The sequence below is a fragment of the Streptomyces sp. NPDC021212 genome (assembly GCF_044332925.1).
In the GTDB taxonomy this organism is placed as follows: Bacteria; Actinomycetota; Actinomycetes; order Streptomycetales; family Streptomycetaceae; genus Streptomyces.
Genome location: NZ_JBIRPZ010000005.1, coordinates 205,746 through 223,639 on the forward strand (window position 1 = coordinate 205,746; position 17,894 = coordinate 223,639).

Below are 17,894 nucleotides of genomic sequence, written 5' to 3' on the forward strand. Positions count from 1 at the left end.
CGCAGGCCCCGGCCTGGGGCTGCGCCGGGCAAGGAGGGCCGCATGACCGTACGGCGCGTAATGGGAATCGAGACGGAGTACGGGATCTCCGTCCCGGGGCACCCCAACGCCAATGCCATGCTCACCTCATCCCAGGTCGTCAACGCCTACGCGGCGGCGATGCACCGGGCGCGCCGCGCCCGCTGGGACTTCGAGGAGGAGAACCCGCTGCGGGACGCCCGTGGCTTCGACCTCGCACGTGAGTCCGCGGACGCCAGCCAGCTCACCGACGAGGACATCGGTCTGGCCAACGTCATCCTCACCAACGGTGCGCGGCTCTACGTCGACCACGCGCACCCGGAGTACTCCGCGCCCGAGGTCACCAACCCGCGGGACGCGGTGCTGTGGGACAAGGCGGGCGAGCGCATCATGGCCGAGGCCGCGATGCGGGCCGCCGAGCTGCCCGGCGCACAGCCGATCCACCTGTACAAGAACAACACCGACAACAAGGGCGCGTCCTACGGCACGCACGAGAACTACCTGATGAAGCGGGAGACCCCGTTCTCGGACATCGTGCGCCACCTGACGCCCTTCTTCGTCTCCCGCCAGGTCGTCACGGGCGCCGGCCGCGTCGGCATCGGCCAGGACGGGCACGAGCACGGCTTCCAGCTCAGTCAGCGGGCCGACTACTTCGAGGTCGAGGTGGGGCTGGAGACCACCCTCAAGCGGCCCATCATCAACACCCGCGACGAGCCGCACGCCGACGCCGAGAAGTACCGCCGGCTGCATGTGATCATCGGCGACGCCAACCTCTCCGAGCTGTCGACATACCTCAAGCTCGGCACCACCTCGCTGGTGCTGTCGATGATCGAGGACGGCTTCATCGCCGTGGACCTGGCCGTCGACCAGCCGGTCCGCACGCTGCACCAGGTCTCGCACGACCCGACGCTCCAGCGCCTGATCACGCTGCGCAGCGGCCGTACGCTGACCGCCGTACAGCTCCAGATGGAGTACTTCGAGCTGGCCCGCAAGTACGTCGAGGACCGCTACGGTGCGGACGCCGACGAGCAGACCCGGGACGTGCTGACCCGCTGGGAGGACGTGCTCAACCGGCTGGAGCGCGATCCGATGTCCCTGTCCGGCGAGCTGGACTGGGTGGCCAAGCGCGAGCTGCTCGAGGGCTACCGCCGGCGCGACGGCCTGGACTGGGACGCCGCCCGGCTCCACCTGGTGGACCTGCAGTACGCCGACGTGCGGCCCGAGAAGGGCCTCTACAACCGGCTGGCGGTGCGCGGCAAGATGAAGCGGCTGCTGGACGACTCCGACGTGGCACGGGCCCAGAACAAGCCCCCGGAGGACACCCGTGCCTACTTCCGCGGCCGCTGCCTGGAGCAGTACGCGGACGACGTGGCCGCGGCCTCCTGGGACTCGGTGATCTTCGACCTCCCGGGTCGTGACTCACTGCAACGAGTCCCCACGCTGGAGCCCCTGCGCGGCACCCGCAACCACGTCAAGGAGCTGCTGGACCGCTGCCGCACGGCCGAGGACCTGGTACGGGTGCTGTCCGGAGGCTAAATGGTCTCCGACCGGGAATCATCGTGGTGGCCTCCGCGCGTTGTAGCGAGTGGGAGGCCGATGTCGGACCCTGCTTGTAGGGTCTGATCTTGAGACCGATCGAATCAGTCAGCGGGCGAACCGAGCGGGGTGAGGGACATGGCGACCAAGGACACCGGCGGCGGTCAGCAGAAGGCGTCGCGCACGACCGAGGAGGTCGAGGAGCAGGCGCAGGACGCACAGGCCGCGGAGGATCTCAAGGAGCGACAGGAAAAGCTCTCCGACGACGTCGACTCCGTGCTGGACGAAATCGATGATGTGCTCGAAGAGAACGCCGAGGATTTCGTGAGGAGCTTCGTTCAGAAGGGCGGCCAGTAGGTCGTTTAGCCTTCGAATCGAAGGTCAGCGGGGTGGGTGAATGGTATTTGGTCGGGACGCGAAACGCTGTGCGCGGTGCGGCGAGGTCAAGCCGCGCGCGGCGTTCGCGCTGAAGCGGAGCAACCTTGATGGTGTGCTGCGGTACCGCTGCCGTGCTGTGCCGCTGCGTCCGATGCCGTCCCCGCAGCACATGTGGATCACGACCACGGGACGGGTAGGGTCCGTGGCGTACCCTGCTTCAGCTGCGATGCGGCATTGGGGCAGTTCAAGGACCGAGCGGATGCCATACGGCGTGGCGCCGCATACCTGGAAGGAAACGTGTGGAAGCCAACACTCGTAGCACCGGGCGTCTACCAGCTGCCTTCCTGACGCCAGGGTCATCCTCCTTCATGGACTTCCTCGGTGCGCACCAGCCCGAGCTGCTTCCGGGGAGCCGCCCGCTTCCCCCGGTGCAGGGTGCCATCGAGGCACCGCACGGCACGACGATCGTGGCGGCGACGTTCGCCGGCGGGGTCGCGCTCGCCGGTGACCGCCGCGCGACCATGGGGAACGTCATCGCGCAGCGCGACATCGAGAAGGTCTTCCCGGTGGACGAGTACTCGGCCGTCGGCATCGCGGGCACGGCCGGTATCGCCGTGGAGATGGTCAAGCTGTTCCAGCTGGAGCTGGAGCACTTCGAGAAGGTCGAGGGCACCGTCCTCTCGCTGGAGGGCAAGGCGAACCGGCTGTCGACCATGATCCGCGGCAATCTCGGCATGGCGATGCAGGGGCTCGCCGTCCTTCCGCTCTTCGCGGGCTATGACGTCGACCGTCGGAAGGGCCGCATCTTCTCCTACGACGTGACCGGCGGGCGTTCGGAGGAGCGTGGCTTCGCGGCCATCGGCTCCGGCTCGCCGTTCGCGCGCGGTGCGCTCAAGAAGCTCTACCGCGAGGACCTGACGGAGGAGCAGGCCGCCACCGCCGTCATCCAGGCGCTGTACGACGCCGCGGACGACGACTCGGCGACCGGTGGCCCCGATCTGGCCCGGCGTATTTATCCCATCGTCATGGTCATCACCGACGACGGTTTCAAGAAGTTCTCCGAGGACGAGGTGGCCGACATCGTCCGCGCCATCCACGAGCGGCGGCTCGAGGAGCCGGACGGGCCGCGCGCCGCCCTGCTCTGAGGGGACGGTCGACCTGGAATGCATTCGCCAATGACAGAAAAGGACGGGTAGCCGGTGACGACGCCGTTCTATGTATCGCCCCAGCAGGCCATGGCCGACCGCGCGGAATACGCCCGCAAGGGCATCGCGCGTGGCCGCAGCGTGGTAGTGCTGCAATTTTCCGACGGCATCCTCTTCGTCGCCGAGAATCCGTCCCGCGCCCTGCACAAGGTCAGCGAGATCTACGACCGGATCGCCTTCGCGGCGGTCGGCAAGTACAACGAATTCGAGAATCTGCGCATCGGCGGCGTCCGCTACGCCGATCTGCGTGGCTATACCTATGACCGCGACGATGTCACCGCCCGCGGGCTCGCCAACGTCTACGCACAGACACTGGGCACGATTTTCTCCAGCGCCGCCGAGAAGCCGTACGAGGTCGAGCTGATCGTCGCCGAGGTCGGGGAAGGCCCCGCCGACGACCAGATCTACCGGCTGCCGCACGACGGCTCCATCGTGGACGAGCACGGCTCGGTCGCCGTCGGTGGCAACGCCGACCAGATCAGCACCTACCTCGACCAGCGCCACCAGGACGGCATGACGCTGGCCGAAGCCCTCAAGCTGGCCGTCGATTCGCTGGCCCGGGACAACAGCGGCGGCGAGCGCAGCCTCACCGCCGAGCAGCTGGAGGTCGCGGTCCTGGACCGCAAGCGGCCCCAGGACCGGAAGTTCAAGCGCGTCCTGGGCAGTCAGCTGGCCCGTCTCCTGGAGGGGGCCGAGGTCTCGGCGGACGCCGACGCGGAGTCCGGCGAAGCCACGGAGTCCGGAGAGTCCTCGGACAGCGAGGAGTAGGCACCGTCCCGTCGCAGTGAGCCCCGGCCGGCCACCGGCCGGGGCTCAGGCGGCTTAGGCGTCAGCGATTCGTCCGGTCCGGTGGGGGAGGGGCACTGGAGTCCCGTGCGACCAGCTCGACGGGCAGCGTCGTGTCCCCGGCCGGTTCCCCGTCCAGGACCGCCATCAGCGCCCGCATTCCCTCCGCCCCGACCGCCTGCGCGGGCAGCCGCACGGTGGTCAGCTCCGGCTCGACCGCCGTGGCCAGCGCCAGGTCGTCGACGCCGGTGACCGACACGTCCTCCGGCACCCGCAGCCCCAGCCGCCGGGCGGCCTTGCACGCGCCGGCGGCCAGGATGTCGTCGTCGCACATCAGCGCCGTGGGCCGGGGCCCCGCGCCGCCGAGCGCCCGCAGCGCCGCCCGCCGGCCCTCCTCGACGCTCAGCGCCGCGTGCTCGGTGCGCAGCACGGTGCCGGGCACCGCGTGCACCGCCCCGGCCAGGGCCCGGGCACGCACCCGGAACGTCCAGGAGTCCACCGCCGCCGCCACGTGGACGATCCGGCGGTGCCCCAGGCCCAGCAGATGCTCCGCCGCCTGCCGCATGCCGTCGCCGATGTCCAGGTTGACGGTGGAGGCGGCGGCCGGGTCGTCGGGATCGCTGTCGAGCATCACCAGCGGCAGCCCGCCCCCGCGCACGGCGTCCAGCGCGTCGGCGGCCATCGAGGAGGCGAGCACGCCGTCCAGCGAGGCCCGCGCCGAGTCGAAGGGGTCCCGGGCCGGGCCGACGCCCTCGGGGGACGGGTAGAGCACCACCCCGAAGCCGTGGTCGGCGGCGACCCGGGCGGCGCCGGTGTGGACGTGTGCGAAGAACTCGTTGGTCAGGGCCGGGACGACGAGCAGCACGGTCCGGGTGCGGCCCAGCCGCAGGCTGCGCGCCGCCAGGTTCGGCCGGTAGCCCAGCTCGCGCGCCGCCGCCCGTACGGCGTCCGCCGTGCGCTCCGACACCCGTCCGCGCGACTTGTCGCCGAGTACGAGGGAGACGGTCGCCTGGGAGACCCCTGCGCGCCGCGCCACGTCCCGGCTGGTGACCCGCGCCGCCGCGGACGGTCCGGTTCCGTGTGCCACTCCGCCTCCGCTCCGTCCGTCCCTGCGACTGCGTCCGCCCGCCCACGGGTGGACCCGGGGCAGGCCGCCATGATACGTATAACGACGCGTCGTTATACGTAAAACCTGATCCACTACCCACCAGGAGGAGCAGCCATGGCGGCCGGTTACGGAGAACTGCTGCGCACCCGCCACGCGGCGCGGCTGCTCACCGGCACGCTGATCGGGCGGCTCCCGAACGCCACCGCCGCGCTCGCCGTGGTGCTCTTCGCCCGCGCCGAGGGCGGGAGCTACACGCTCGCCGGGGCGCTCTCGGCCGTGTACGCGGTGGCCAACGCCGTCGGGCAGCCGCTGCTGGGCCGGGCGGTGGACCGCTGGGGTCAGCCGTGGGTGATGCTCCCGGCGGCCGTGGTGTCCGCGCTCGGGATGACGCTGTTCGCCGTCGTGGGCCTCGACCCGCTGCCGGTGGCGTACGCCGCGATGCTCGTCGCGGGCCTGTTCACGCCGCCGTTGGAGGGCGGGCTGCGGGCCCTGTGGCCGGATGTCCTGCGCCGCTCCGACCAGGTGCACGCGGCGTACGCGCTGGACGCGGTGGCCCAGGAGGTGATGTTCGCGGTCGGCCCGCTGCTGGTCACCCTCCTGGTCGCCGGGTGGTCCGAGGCGGCCGCGCTGCTGGTCGTCAACGCGGCCGGGGTCCTGGGCGCGCTGTCCGTCGTGGTGTCCCCGCCGTCCCGGCGGTGGCGCTCCGCGCCGCGCGAGGCGCACTGGCTGGGCGCGCTGCGCTCGTCAGGGATGCTGGTGCTGCTCGGCACGTTCTTCTTCGTCGGGCTGGCGCTCGGCGCGATCCAGGTGGACGCCGTCGCGTACGCCGACGAGCACGGCGGCGGCATGGTCTCCAGCTATCTGCTCTCCGCGCTCGGCGCGGGCGCGCTGGTCGGCGGCGTGGTCTACGGCGCCCGCCCGTGGGCCGGTCCGCCCGAGCGGCGGCTGCGGCTGCTGGTGGCGGCCCTGGCGTTCGGCTATGTGCCGCTCGTCCTGGTGCCGGGCGTGCCCGCGATGACGGTCCTGGCGGGCGTGTCGGGGGTGTTCCTGGCCCCGGCGCTCGCGTGCGCCTTCGTCGTCATCGACCGGCACGCCCCGGTCGGGACGGTCACCGAGGCGTTCTCCTGGCTCGTGACGACCGTCGTGGTGGGCAGTTCGGTCGGCGCGGCCGGGGCGGGCCCCGCCGTGGAGCTGGGCGGTGTGGGCCTCGGATTCGCGGTCCCGGGGGCCGCCGGAGTGGCCGCGCTGGCCGTGCTGCTGGCGGCCCGGAGGCACCTGGGGGAGGCGCCGCGGCGAAGGCCGGATGACCTCCGTCCGGAAAATGATCGCAGCCATGCCGCCGAACCCGGTTTCAGAGCAGGCCATCAGGCGTAATGTTCAGGCATGGACCGCCGCATTTTCGGGCTGGAGAACGAGTACGGCGTCACGTGCACATTCAGGGGACAGCGCCGGTTGTCTCCTGACGAAGTGGCGCGGTACCTCTTCCGCCGTGTCGTCTCGTGGGGCCGCAGCAGCAATGTCTTCCTGCGCAACGGCGCCCGCCTCTATCTCGACGTGGGTTCGCACCCGGAATACGCCACACCCGAGTGCGACAACGTGACCGAGCTGGTCACCCACGACAAGTCCGGCGAGCGCATTCTCGAAGGTCTGCTCGTCGACGCCGAGCGCCGCCTGCACGAGGAGGGAATCGCGGGCGACGTCTATCTCTTCAAGAACAACACGGACTCGGCGGGCAACTCCTACGGCTGCCACGAGAACTATCTGGTGGCCCGGCACGGGGAGTTCTCCCGGCTCGCCGACATTCTCATCCCGTTCCTGGTGACGCGGCAGCTGCTGTGCGGGGCGGGCAAGGTGCTGCAGACCCCGCGTGGCGCGGTCTACTGCGTCAGCCAGCGAGCCGAGCACATCTGGGAGGGCGTCAGCTCGGCGACGACCCGCTCCCGGCCGATCATCAACACCCGCGACGAGCCGCACGCCGACGCCGAGCGCTACCGGCGGCTGCACGTCATCGTGGGCGACTCCAACATGTCCGAGACCACGATGCTGCTCAAGGTCGGCGCCACCGACCTGGTGCTCCGCATGATCGAGGCGGGCACGGTGATGCGTGACCTGACCCTGGAGAACCCGATCCGGGCGATCCGCGAGGTCAGCCACGACATCACCGGGCAGCGCAAGGTGCGGCTGGCCAGCGGGCGCGAGGCGTCCGCCCTGGAGGTGCAGCAGGAGTACTACGAGAAGGCCGTCGACTTCTGTGAGCGCCGGGGCATCCGCACCGGCACCGTCGAGCGGGTGCTGGAGCTGTGGGGTCGCACCCTGGAGGCGATCCGTACCGAGGAGCTGGACCGGATCGGCACCGAGATCGACTGGGTGATGAAGTACCAGCTCATCGAGCGGTACCGGGCGAAGAACAACATCACCATGTCCCATCCGCGGATCGCCCAGATGGACCTCGCCTACCACGACATCCACCGCCGCCGGGGCCTGTACTACCTGCTGGAGAAGCGCGGCCAGGCGGCCCGGGTGTGCAACGACCTGAAGATCTTCGAGGGCAAGTCGGTGCCCCCGCAGACCACCCGCGCCCGTCTGCGCGGTGACTTCATCCGCCGCGCCCAGGAGCAGCGCCGCGACTTCACCGTGGACTGGGTGCACCTCAAGCTCAATGACCAGGCACAGCGCACCGTGCTGTGCAAGGACCCGTTCCGTTCGGTCGACGACCGGGTGGAGAAACTCATCGCCGGTATGTAGACCGACGCCTGAGTCGGCGTACGGCTTAGGTATGACGCGGGCCCCGTGCGTTTCTCGGACGGGGCCCGCGTCACGCCGTAAAGTGGCGCGCATTGGCCATCGCAAGATCTACGTAACGAGGATTCCGTGCGCCGACGCTCCGTACTCCTTGCCGTGCCCGCGGGCCTGCTCACGCTCGCGGGCTGCGGTGACGACCAGTCAGGTTCCGACAAGGCCAAGCCGTCCCAGGAGCCGACCGGGCAGACGCCTTCACCGGCGCCCAGCGGGAAGATCGTGAGCGGACCGGTCCCGGAGATCACCGGCGGCAAGGAGTTCGGCAAGAAGCCGAAGGTCGCCAAGGGCAGCGGGAAGCCGTCCTCCGACCTCGCGGTGAAGACGGTGATCAAGGGGGACGGGCCGAAGACGGCCAAGGGCGACTACGTCCAGGTGAACTACCTCGCCCAGATCTGGAACACCGGCAAGGTCGTGGACAACACCTACGACAAGAAGCAGACCGCCGCGTTCCCGATCGGCAAGGGTCAGGTGCTGCCGGGCTGGGACCAGGGGCTGGCGGGCCGCACCGTCGGCAGCCGGCTGGAGCTGGCCGTCCCCCCGGCGTACGCGTACGGCAAGCAGGGCCAGCCGCAGGCGGGCATCAAGGGCACGGACACCCTGGTGTTCGTCATCGACATCGAGGGCGCCTTCAACACCAAGAGCTCCGCCAAGGGCAAGAAGGTGGCGCAGAGCAACATCGACGTGCCCAAGGTGTCCGACAACACCGACGGCAAGGCCCCCACGATCACCATCCCCAAGAAGGACGCGCCGAAGAAGCTCGTCTCCGAGTACGTCATCGAGGGCGACGGCCCCGAGGCCACGGCGAAGGACGCCCTGCTGGTGCAGTACAAGGGCGTGCTGTGGGACGGCGGCAAGGAGTTCGACTCCACCTACAAGGGCGGTGAGCTGGCCCAGTTCTCCCTGCAGCAGGTCGTCAAGGGATGGTCGCAGGGGCTCACGGGCAAGAAGGCCGGCAGCCGGGTGCTGATCGTCGTGCCCCCGGACCTGGGCTACGGGAAGAAGGCCCAGAAAAGCATCCCGGCCAACTCCACCCTGGTCTTCACCGTCGACATCCTGGCCGTTCTGTAGGGTGTGCGGGTTGCCCACAACGTAACGAGGAGCAATTTCGTGAGCATCGACAAGCCCGAGGTCGACTTCCCGGGCGGCGAGCCGCCGGCGGACCTGGAGATCAAGGACATCTGGGAGGGCGACGGGCCCGCCGCGAAGGCCGGCGACAACATCGCCGTGCACTACGTCGGCGTGGCCTTCTCCACCGGCGAGGAGTTCGACGCGAGCTACAACCGCGGCACCCCGCTGCGGATTCAGCTCGGTGTCGGCCAGGTCATCTCCGGCTGGGACCAGGGCCTGCAGGGCATGAAGGTCGGCGGTCGCCGCCAGCTGATCATCCCGCCGCACCTGGCCTACGGCGACCGTGGCGCCGGCGGCGGCCGGATCAAGCCGGGCGAGTCGCTGATCTTCGTGTGTGACCTGGTCTCCGTCTGAAGACCCCACGCGCGGCACACGCCGGGGGTCCCTGCCTGTGGGCGGGGGCCCTCGGCTTTTGCGGTGCAGGCCCGGAGCGGTACGGTCACTTTCGTAAGGTCAAATAGAAAGGGCGTCGATGGCGATTGCCAAGGCCGAGCGGCTGATGAATCTGGCGCTGTGCCTGCTGGGAACCCGGCGTCCGCTGACCAAACGGGAGTTGCGGGGCTCCATAGAGGCATACCTCGAGGGGGCGAGCGGGTCCGGCTCGGCGGGTGACGAGGCGTTCAACCGCATGTTCGAGCGCGACAAGGACGATCTGCGCGAACTCGGTCTGGTCATCGAGACGGTGGAGGGCCTCGACGGCGAAGTCGGCTACCTCGCCCGCCGGGACAGCAACCGCCTCCCCCCGATCACCCTGGACGCCGAGGAGGCCGCCGCCCTGGGCCTCGCCGCCAAGGTCTGGCAGCAGGCCCGGCTCGCGGGCGCCGCGAGTGGCGCGCTGCAGAAGCTGCGCGCGGCCGGGATGCCGGTCGCCGAGGACCCGTACGACACCCAGCCGCAGAGCGCGCTCCAGCCGCACATCCCGGTCCACGAGGCCGCCTTCGAGCCGCTGATGCTCGCCTGCCGCGACCGGCGCCCGGTCGTCTTCGACTACCGCAAGTCCAACGCCGCCCGCCCCGAGCAGCGCCAGGTCGAGCCCTGGACGCTGGAGTGCTGGCGCGGCCACTGGTACCTCGCCGGGTGGGACCGGGGGCGGTCCGCCGAGCGCGTCTTCCGGCTCTCCCGGATCACCGGGAAGGTGCGGCTGCGCTCCGGCGCGTACACCGCCGAGGTGCCCGACCACTCCACCGTGCGGGAGACCGTGGAGAGCTGGGCGGGGGAGACCGCCACCGGCACCGCCCGGATCAGGGTGCGGAGCGGGCACGGCTATCCGCTGCGGGCGAAGGCGCTCACCACCGTCACCGGGGACGACGGCTGGGACGAGCTGGAGATCCCGTACGGGCACGGACTGGACGCCTGGCTCGTGGAGTTCGGCCCGGAGGTGGTCGTGCTGGCGCCCGACGAGCTGCGGGCGGACGTCGTCGACCGGCTGCGCGCCGTGGCCAAGGGCTGAGGGGACGGAACGACTTCATCATGGCCGGAAACGCCATTGACCAGACCCGCCGGATGCTGTCCCTGGTGACGTATCTGCGGGAGCGGCCCGGGGCCCGCGTCGCCGAGGTCGCCCGCGCCTTCGGCATCAGCGAGGACGAGCTGATCGCCGACCTCGACGTGCTGCCGCTGTGCGGCACCAGCTTCCGCGGCGGCGACCTGCTGGACATCGACACCGACGGCGAGCGCATCTGGTGGCACAACCCCGACGACGTCGCCGAGCCGCTGCGGCTGGCCGCCGACGAGGCCACCGCGCTGCTCGTCGCCGCCCGCGCCGTCGCCACCCTGCCCGGGCTTCGCGAGAGCGACCGGGAGGCACTGCTGCGGGCCACCGCCAAGCTGGAGGCCGCGGCGGGCGAGGTGGCGGGCGCCAGCTCCCGGCTCTCGGTGACCTTCGAGTCCGAGGGCGGCGTCTTCGCCGACGTCGACCGGGCCATCTCCGAGCGCCGCAGGCTGTGGCTGCGCTACTACTCGCCGGCGCGCGACGAGGTCACCGAGCGCGAGGTCGACCCGATCCGGCTGTTCGCCGTCGGCCACACCTATGTGGAGGCCTGGTGCCGGCTGTCGGAGGCCCGCCGCACCTTCCGGCTCGACCGGGTCGTGGAGATCAAGCTGCTGGACGAGGCGTCCGACCCGCCCCCCATCGAGCTGCGCGACCTCTCCGACCCGTCCACCGGGCTGGTGCAGACCGGCGCCGAGGACCCCGAGGTGGTCGTCGAGACCGGCCCGGGCGGGCGCTGGGTCGCCGAGTACTACCCGCACGACAGTGCGGAGGAGTTGCCCGACGGGGGCCTCAGGATCACGCTGCGCGCCCCCGACCCCGGTAGCTTGCGCCGGCTGGCGCTGCGGCTCGGCGGGGACGGCCGGATCGTCGCACCGCAGGGGCTCGCGGACAGCGCTCGGGACGCGGCGCGGCAAGCGCTTGCGCCCTACGGCGAGTGAAGGCCGACAGTGAGTGATGGCTTGCGGTGAGTGAAGGGACGCACACAGTGACCGCTGGGGGGAATCCCACCTCGGTGATCTTCAAGGCAGCCTGTCCGGAGTGCCGGGGCCGGTTCGAGCTGGCCGCCGGTGCGCTGCGGCTGGCCATCGGGGCCAGTGACCGCACCACCTTCTACTCCTTCACCTGCCCCGACTGCGGCAGCGCGGTGCGCAAGCCCGCGGGGGAGCGGATCGTGGAGCTGCTCACCGGCGGCGGGGTGCGCACACTGCGGCTGCACTCCACGGTCTGACCGCCGCGACGGCCCCGATAGGCTCGTCCCATGCTCTGGCCGATGCTCGCCCTCACCCTCGCCTTCTGCGGAATCGCCGTCCTCGCCGTGCTCTCCGTACGGGTCTACGCCGAGGTGCGCAGACTGGCCCGGCAGGTGTCGGACAGCTCCGCGCGGATCACCCGGGCCGCCGAGGACCTGGAGCGGGCCACCGGGCCGCTGAGTGCGCAGGTGGGAGCGGTGCGCCGGGACGAGGGCGCTGCCCGGAGCCACTGATCGACGGCGCACTGCTGCATCACAGGCAAGCGGGGTACGCTGGCTGGTCGTGGCCCTGGAATCGAGGCGGAGGGCCGCAACCAGGCGTCTGCATGGGGATTGCCCTGCATTTACCCCTGCGCGCTACGATCGCTGACAGCACGGCTGCCGGACTCCTGTCCGAACGGTCGGCAGCCCCACCCCCCAGCCGTCTCGGTGAGAAGGTAGACGAATATGTTCGGAAGGCTCGGCGCTACCGAGATCATCCTCATCCTGATCATTGTTCTGCTGCTGTTCGGTGCGAAGAAGCTCCCCGACATGGCGCGCTCGCTGGGTAAGTCGGCCCGCATCCTCAAGAGCGAGGCCAAGGCGATGAAGTCCGAGGGCAAGCAGGACCAGGACGCTCCGGCGGACCCGCCGAACCCCGGCCAGGACCAGGGCAACCACCGCACCATCCAGGCCGCTCCGGGCGATGTGACCAGCTCCCGTCCGGTGGCCGAACCGAGCGACACCACCAAGCGCTGACCCGGGGCCACTTGAAGGCGGCGCCGACGGCTGCCGTCCGACGCACGAGATGAGGACGTGGGTTGCTCAAGTCTGCCCGCAACAAGAAGGAGAAGGACCCTGAGGGGCGGATGCCCCTCGCGGACCACCTGCGCGAGCTGCGCAACCGGCTGGTGAGGTCGGTCCTGGCGATCTGCGTGGTCACGATCGTCGCGATGTTCTTCTACAAGGACATCGTCGACTTTCTGATGAAGCCGGTCCTGGACTCCGTCGGCTGCCCCGGCGGGGCGAGGCTGTCCCAGCTGACCAACAGCGGCGACACGAAGCAGTGCGCGTACTTCACCGTGAACGGTCTGCTGTCGCCGTTCACGATCATGCTGAAGGTCTCCTTCACCACCGGCCTGGTCCTGGCCACCCCGGTCTGGCTGTACCAGCTGTGGGCGTTCCTCGCGCCCGGGCTGCACCGCAACGAGAAGAAGTACGGGCTGTTCTTCGTCGGCCTCGGCGTGCCGCTGTTCGTCGGCGGCGCCTTCTTCGCGTACAAGATCCTTCCGACCAGCGCCAAGGTCCTGCTCGACTTCACGCCCGGCGGGGCCAACAACCTCCTGCCGCTGGACGACTTCCTCGATCTGCTCGCCCGCATGATCGTCGTTTTCGGTCTCGCGTTCGAGCTGCCGCTGCTGCTGATCCTGCTGAACTTCACCGGCATCCTCAGCGGCCGCCGGATGCTCGGCTGGTGGCGGGCCATGATCATGGGCATCACGGTCTTCGGCGCGGTGGCCACCCCCAGCACCGACCCGATCGGCATGTTCGCCCTGGCCGGGCCGGTCACCGTGCTCTACTTCGGCGCGACCGCCGTCGCCCTGCTCAACGACCGCCGCAGGGCGCGGCGCCGGGCCGCCGACCCCGACTTCGGCCTGGACGACGACGAGGCGTCGAGCCTGGATCTGACGCCGGAGGCCATCGAGGGGCCCGAGCGCGTCGGTGCGGGCGAGCTGCCCTCGGCGGACGACCCCGCGCGGCGCAACGGGTACGACGACGTCACGTAGGGGGTGTCTTGCCGGTCATGCCGGGCTCCCGACGCCGCTGTGACATCAGCCGCTGCCGCGGCGGGCGGCAGCTCGCGGCCCCGCGCTCGTCGCACGCAGCGCCTCCCCCAGCTACCGCTGGGAGGTGCCCCCTGACGCCGCTCGCTGATCCGGCCTGACCGACAAGACACCCCCTAGGCGGGCCGCCGACGGATGACCGGGGCCCGCCGGGGCCCCGGATCCCCATCCCGCCGTAAAGATCGCGTGCGTTGTCGGAGGTGGCCGGTAGTCTCGTACATACGATGACCGACGAGCTATCTCCCGCCGAGCGCTATGCGGCGGCCCGCATCCGGGCCGCCGAGCAGGCCACCGCGCTGGCCCCCTTCCGCGAGATGTACGCCTTCGCACTGGACCCGTTCCAGATCGAGGCATGTCAGGCTCTCGAGGCCGGCAAGGGTGTGCTGGTCGCCGCCCCCACCGGCTCGGGCAAGACCATCGTGGGCGAGTTCGCCGTCCACCTGGCGCTCACCCAGGGCCGCAAGTGCTTCTACACCACGCCCATCAAGGCGCTGTCGAACCAGAAGTACGCCGACCTCGTCAAGCGCTACGGCGCCGACAAGGTCGGCCTGCTCACCGGGGACAACAGCGTCAATTCCGAGGCCCCGGTGGTCGTCATGACCACCGAGGTGCTGCGCAACATGCTCTACGCGGGCTCGCAGTCGCTGCTCGGCCTCGGCTATGTGGTGATGGACGAGGTGCACTACCTCTCCGACCGCTTCCGCGGCGCCGTCTGGGAAGAGGTCATCATCCACCTCCCCGAGTCGGTGACGCTCGTCTCGCTGTCCGCCACGGTCTCCAACGCCGAGGAGTTCGGCGACTGGCTGGACACCGTGCGCGGCGACACCGAGGTGATCGTCTCCGAGCACCGCCCGGTGCCGCTGTGGCAGCACGTGCTGGCGGGGCGCCGGATGTACGACCTCTTCGAGGAGAAGAGCGGGCGGGACGGTGACCGGTCCGGCCGCCGGGAGGTCAATCCCGACCTCCTCCGGCTGGCCCGGATGGAGAACAGCCGCCCCGCCTTCGGCCGCGACAAGCGCCGGGGGCGGAACAACATGCGGGAGGCGGACCGGGAGCGCGAGCGCCGCCAGCGCAGCCGGATCTGGACCCCGGGCAGAGCCGAGGTCATCGACCGCCTCGACTCCGAGGGGCTGTTGCCCGCCATCACCTTCATCTTCAGCCGGGCCGGCTGCGAATCGGCCGTCCAGCAGTGCCTGTACGCGGGACTGCGGCTCAACGACGACGCGGCGCGCGCCCAGGTGCGGGCGATAGTCGAGGAGCGCACCGCGGGCATCCTCGACGAAGACCTGCATGTGCTGGGGTATTTCGAGTGGCTTGAGGGGCTGGAGCGGGGCATCGCGGCCCACCACGCCGGGATGCTGCCCACCTTCAAGGAGGTCGTCGAGGAGCTGTTCGTGCGCGGCCTGGTCAAGGCGGTCTTCGCCACCGAGACCCTCGCGCTGGGCATCAACATGCCCGCCCGCTCGGTGGTGTTGGAGAAGCTCGTCAAGTGGAACGGGGAGCAGCACGCCGACATCACCCCCGGTGAGTACACCCAGTTGACCGGGCGGGCCGGGCGGCGCGGCATCGATGTCGAGGGCCACGCCGTGGTGCTGTGGCAGCGGGCCATGGACCCGGCCGCCCTCGCGGGCCTGGCCGGCACGCGCACGTATCCGCTGCGCTCGTCCTTCAAGCCCTCGTACAACATGGCGGTCAATCTGGTCTCCCAGTTCGGCCGGCACCGCTCGCGTGAGCTGCTGGAGACCTCGTTCGCCCAGTTCCAGGCCGACAAGGCGGTCGTCGGGATCTCCCGCCAGGTGCAGCGCAACGAGGAGGGTCTCGAGGGCTACCGCGCCTCCATGACCTGCCACCTCGGTGACTTCGACGAGTACGCACGGCTGCGCCGCGAGCTGAAGGACCGCGAGACCGAGCTGGCCCGGGAGGGCGCAGCGCAGCGCCGCGCGGCCGCCGCGGTGGCGCTGGAGAAGCTCCGTCCGGGCGATGTCATCCATGTGCCCACCGGCAAGTTCGCCGGGCTCGCCCTGGTGCTGGACCCGGGGCTGGCCGCTGGGCGTTCCAACGGCCACCGTGGCTTCGATCACCACGACGGGCCGCGCCCGCTGGTGCTCACCGCCGAGCGCCAGGTCAAGCGGCTGGCCTCGATCGACTTCCCGGTGCCGGTCGAGCCGCTGGACCGGATGCGGATCCCCAAGTCGTTCAACCCGCGCAGCCCGCAGTCCCGCCGGGACCTGGCCTCCGCGCTGCGCACCAAGGCCGGCCACCACGATGCGCGGCGGCACCGCAAGGAGCGCTCACGCGCGGCCGACGACACCGAGATCGCCCGGCTGCGCGCCGCCATCCGCGCCCACCCCTGCCACGGCTGCTCCGACCGCGAGGACCACGCCCGCTGGGGCGAGCGCTACCACCGTCTGCTGCGCGACACCCGCCAGCTGGAGCGGCGCATAGAGGGGCGGACGAACACCATCGCCCGCACCTTCGACCGGATCTGCGCCCTGCTGTCCGAGCTGGACTATCTGCGCGGTGACGAAGTCACGGACGTCGGCAAGCGGCTGGCCCGGCTCTACGGCGAGCTGGACCTGCTGGCCAGCGAATGCCTCCGGGAAGGCGTGTGGGAGGGGCTGAAGCCCGCCGAGCTGGCGGCGTGCGCCTCGGCGCTGGTGTACGAGTCCCGGGCGGCGGACGACGCGCTGCCGCCCAAGCTCCCCACCGGCGCCGCCAAGGAGGCGCTGGGCGAGATGGTCCGCATCTGGGGCCGGCTGGACGCCCTGGAGGAGGATCACAGGATCAACCAGGCCGAGGGGGTCGGCCAGCGCGAACCGGACCTGGGCTTCGCCTGGGCCGCCTACCGCTGGGCGTCCGGCCACGGGCTGGATGAGGTGCTGCGGGAAGTCGACATGCCCGCAGGTGACTTCGTGCGCTGGTGCAAGCAGCTGATCGACGTGCTGGGCCAGATCGCGGCGGCCGCCCCGGAGGGCACGGTGGCGCGCAACGCCCGTAAGGCGGTCGACGGGCTGTTGCGCGGCGTCGTGGCGTACTCCTCCGTCGGCTGAGGGCTCGATCAGGACGGATCGTAGGTGAACGGCAGGGCGTTGCTGTTTCCGGCCGGGGTGTGGGCCATGACGCTCACCACCCCGGGCGGTCCGCCCGGGGTGGTGGCGACGACCTGGGTGTCGGAGATCGCGGCGAACGAGGCCGGGACGCCGCCGAAGGTCACCGAGTCGGTGTAGGTGAGGTTGCTGCCGACGAGCACGACCGATTCACCCCCGGTGTCCAGGCCGTTCGGCGAGTTGAGGCCGGTGAGGACCGGTGCGCCGAGATAGGTGTAGTGCGGGTTCCCGGTCCCCGTCGAGCTGGTGCCGCCGGGCGTGGTGACGGTGACCTGGACCGTGCCGGACCCTGCCGGGGCGGTGACGGTCAGTTGGCTGTCGGAGATCACGTTGATGGCGGTGGCCGGGTTTCCGCCGAAGGCGACGGCGCTGGTGAGGGTGAGACCGCTGCCGAAGACGGTGACGGTGTTGCCGCCGGTGGCCGGGCCGAGATGGGCGGACAGATCGGTGACGGCCGGCGCGGTGATGTAGAAGTACGGCAGTGGATTGCTGGTGCCGCCCGGTGTGGTGACGGTGACGTTGACCGCGGACGGCGGCCCGGCGGGCGCGGTGACGGTGATCTGGGTGGCGGTGTTGGTGAGGATGGCCGCCGCGTTGATCCCGAACATGACCGAGGTCGCCCCAGAGAGGTTGGTGCCGCTCAGGGTGACCGTGTTGCCGCCCGTGGTCGGTCCGGAGGCCGGGCTGAGGCTGGTGAGGGACGGTGCGGGGGCGGCGGCGTAGGTGTAGCCGAGCGCGTTGCTGGTGCCGCCGGGGGTGATGACGGTGACGGCCACGCTGCCGGTGCCCGCGGGGGCGGTGACGGTGATCTGGGTGGGCGTGTTCGTGAGGATGGTGGCGGGGTTGGGGCCGAAGAGCACCTGGGCGGCGCCGGAGAGGTTGGTGCCGTTGATCGTGACCGTATTGCCGCCGGAGGAGGGCCCGGAGGCCGGACTGAGCGTGGTGAGAACGGGAGCCGCGACGCTGGTGTAGGTGAAGAACACGTTCTGGGTGCTGGTCCCCGCCGGCCCGGTGACCGTGACCTTGACCGTGCCGGTCCCCGCGGGCGTCCTGGCCGTGATCTGCGTGCTGTTCACGACGGCCACGTTCGTGGCCAGGCCGGTGCCGAACCTGACCGCGGTGGCGCCGGTGAAGCCGGAGCCGGTGAGGGTGACGGGGGTGCCTCCCGCCGGGGTGCCCTGGGCGGGGCTGACGCTGGTCACGATGGGGGCCATGGCGCGGTTCTCCTTCTCGTACCTCGGCGGCAGCGCCCTGGCCGGCGGCTG

General features: G+C 70.7%; 18 protein-coding genes. 16 read left to right on the forward strand and 2 right to left on the reverse strand.

The window, feature by feature from the left end:
- The first annotated feature begins 42 nt into the window (after positions 1–42).
- From dop to prcA, 5 genes are all read left to right on the forward strand, one after another.
- Positions 43–1,554, forward strand: a complete 1,512-nt coding sequence (gene dop, locus ACH4SI_RS15590; RefSeq protein ID WP_398296230.1) for a depupylase/deamidase Dop — start codon at positions 43–45, stop codon at positions 1,552–1,554.
- Between the two features lie 138 nt (positions 1,555–1,692).
- Positions 1,693–1,911: a ubiquitin-like protein Pup gene (locus ACH4SI_RS15595; RefSeq protein WP_398296231.1), complete on the forward strand. Its 219-nt coding sequence runs from the start codon at positions 1,693–1,695 to the stop codon at positions 1,909–1,911.
- Between the two features lie 192 nt (positions 1,912–2,103).
- Positions 2,104–2,280: an endonuclease domain-containing protein gene (locus ACH4SI_RS15600; RefSeq protein WP_398296232.1), complete on the forward strand. Its 177-nt coding sequence runs from the start codon at positions 2,104–2,106 to the stop codon at positions 2,278–2,280.
- Entirely contained in the window at positions 2,232–3,077 is an 846-nt protein-coding gene (gene prcB, locus ACH4SI_RS15605; RefSeq protein WP_398296233.1) for a proteasome subunit beta, read from the forward strand. Before ACH4SI_RS15600 ends, prcB begins: the two co-directional genes overlap by 49 nt.
- A gap of 54 nt (positions 3,078–3,131) precedes the next feature.
- Positions 3,132–3,905, forward strand: a complete 774-nt coding sequence (prcA, locus tag ACH4SI_RS15610; protein ID WP_398296234.1) for a proteasome subunit alpha — start codon at positions 3,132–3,134, stop codon at positions 3,903–3,905.
- A 61-nt stretch (positions 3,906–3,966) separates the two neighbouring features.
- On the opposite strand, the gene ACH4SI_RS15615 is transcribed toward prcA, so the two are convergent.
- Positions 3,967–5,010 carry a LacI family DNA-binding transcriptional regulator gene (locus tag ACH4SI_RS15615; RefSeq protein WP_398296235.1) on the reverse strand — a complete coding sequence of 348 codons (1,044 nt, stop codon included), beginning with the start codon at positions 5,008–5,010 and terminating at the stop codon, positions 3,967–3,969.
- A 135-nt stretch (positions 5,011–5,145) separates the two neighbouring features.
- Between ACH4SI_RS15615 and ACH4SI_RS15620 the strand changes: the two genes are divergently transcribed.
- The 11 genes from ACH4SI_RS15620 (at position 5,146) to ACH4SI_RS15670 (ending at position 16,572) form a co-directional block, all read left to right on the forward strand.
- Complete coding sequence (locus ACH4SI_RS15620) at positions 5,146–6,405, forward strand: MFS transporter (RefSeq protein ID WP_398296236.1); 1,260 nt, start codon at positions 5,146–5,148, stop codon at positions 6,403–6,405.
- A 9-nt stretch (positions 6,406–6,414) separates the two neighbouring features.
- Positions 6,415–7,776, forward strand: coding sequence for a Pup--protein ligase (gene pafA, locus ACH4SI_RS15625; RefSeq protein ID WP_398296237.1), 1,362 nt, complete (start codon positions 6,415–6,417; stop codon positions 7,774–7,776).
- Positions 7,777–7,902: 126 nt separating this feature from the next.
- Positions 7,903–8,898 carry an FKBP-type peptidyl-prolyl cis-trans isomerase gene (locus tag ACH4SI_RS15630; protein WP_398296238.1) on the forward strand — a complete coding sequence of 332 codons (996 nt, stop codon included), beginning with the start codon at positions 7,903–7,905 and terminating at the stop codon, positions 8,896–8,898.
- Positions 8,899–8,937: 39 nt separating this feature from the next.
- Positions 8,938–9,312, forward strand: a complete 375-nt coding sequence (locus tag ACH4SI_RS15635) for an FKBP-type peptidyl-prolyl cis-trans isomerase (protein ID WP_055553411.1) — start codon at positions 8,938–8,940, stop codon at positions 9,310–9,312.
- A 118-nt stretch (positions 9,313–9,430) separates the two neighbouring features.
- Positions 9,431–10,408 (forward strand): helix-turn-helix transcriptional regulator, encoded by a 978-nt coding sequence (locus ACH4SI_RS15640; protein ID WP_398296240.1) that lies wholly within the window; start codon positions 9,431–9,433, stop codon positions 10,406–10,408.
- A 20-nt stretch (positions 10,409–10,428) separates the two neighbouring features.
- Positions 10,429–11,388: a helix-turn-helix transcriptional regulator gene (locus ACH4SI_RS15645; RefSeq protein ID WP_398296242.1), complete on the forward strand. Its 960-nt coding sequence runs from the start codon at positions 10,429–10,431 to the stop codon at positions 11,386–11,388.
- A 26-nt stretch (positions 11,389–11,414) separates the two neighbouring features.
- On the forward strand, positions 11,415–11,678 hold the full coding sequence (locus tag ACH4SI_RS15650; RefSeq protein ID WP_055553417.1) for a hypothetical protein: 264 nt from the start codon (positions 11,415–11,417) through the stop codon (positions 11,676–11,678).
- Positions 11,679–11,708: 30 nt separating this feature from the next.
- Positions 11,709–11,933 (forward strand): hypothetical protein, encoded by a 225-nt coding sequence (locus ACH4SI_RS15655; RefSeq protein WP_398296243.1) that lies wholly within the window; start codon positions 11,709–11,711, stop codon positions 11,931–11,933.
- A 213-nt stretch (positions 11,934–12,146) separates the two neighbouring features.
- Positions 12,147–12,437 (forward strand): Sec-independent protein translocase subunit TatA, encoded by a 291-nt coding sequence (tatA, locus tag ACH4SI_RS15660; protein WP_398296244.1) that lies wholly within the window; start codon positions 12,147–12,149, stop codon positions 12,435–12,437.
- Positions 12,438–12,499: 62 nt separating this feature from the next.
- Positions 12,500–13,465 carry a twin-arginine translocase subunit TatC gene (gene tatC / locus ACH4SI_RS15665; protein WP_398296245.1) on the forward strand — a complete coding sequence of 322 codons (966 nt, stop codon included), beginning with the start codon at positions 12,500–12,502 and terminating at the stop codon, positions 13,463–13,465.
- Between the two features lie 281 nt (positions 13,466–13,746).
- Positions 13,747–16,572 carry a DEAD/DEAH box helicase gene (locus tag ACH4SI_RS15670; protein WP_398296246.1) on the forward strand — a complete coding sequence of 942 codons (2,826 nt, stop codon included), beginning with the start codon at positions 13,747–13,749 and terminating at the stop codon, positions 16,570–16,572.
- 8 nt (positions 16,573–16,580) lie between these two features.
- Here ACH4SI_RS15670 and ACH4SI_RS15675 read toward each other — a convergent pair whose 3' ends face one another.
- Positions 16,581–17,843, reverse strand: a complete 1,263-nt coding sequence (locus ACH4SI_RS15675; RefSeq protein WP_398296247.1) for an IPT/TIG domain-containing protein — start codon at positions 17,841–17,843, stop codon at positions 16,581–16,583.
- Between the last annotated feature and the right edge of the window lie 51 nt (positions 17,844–17,894).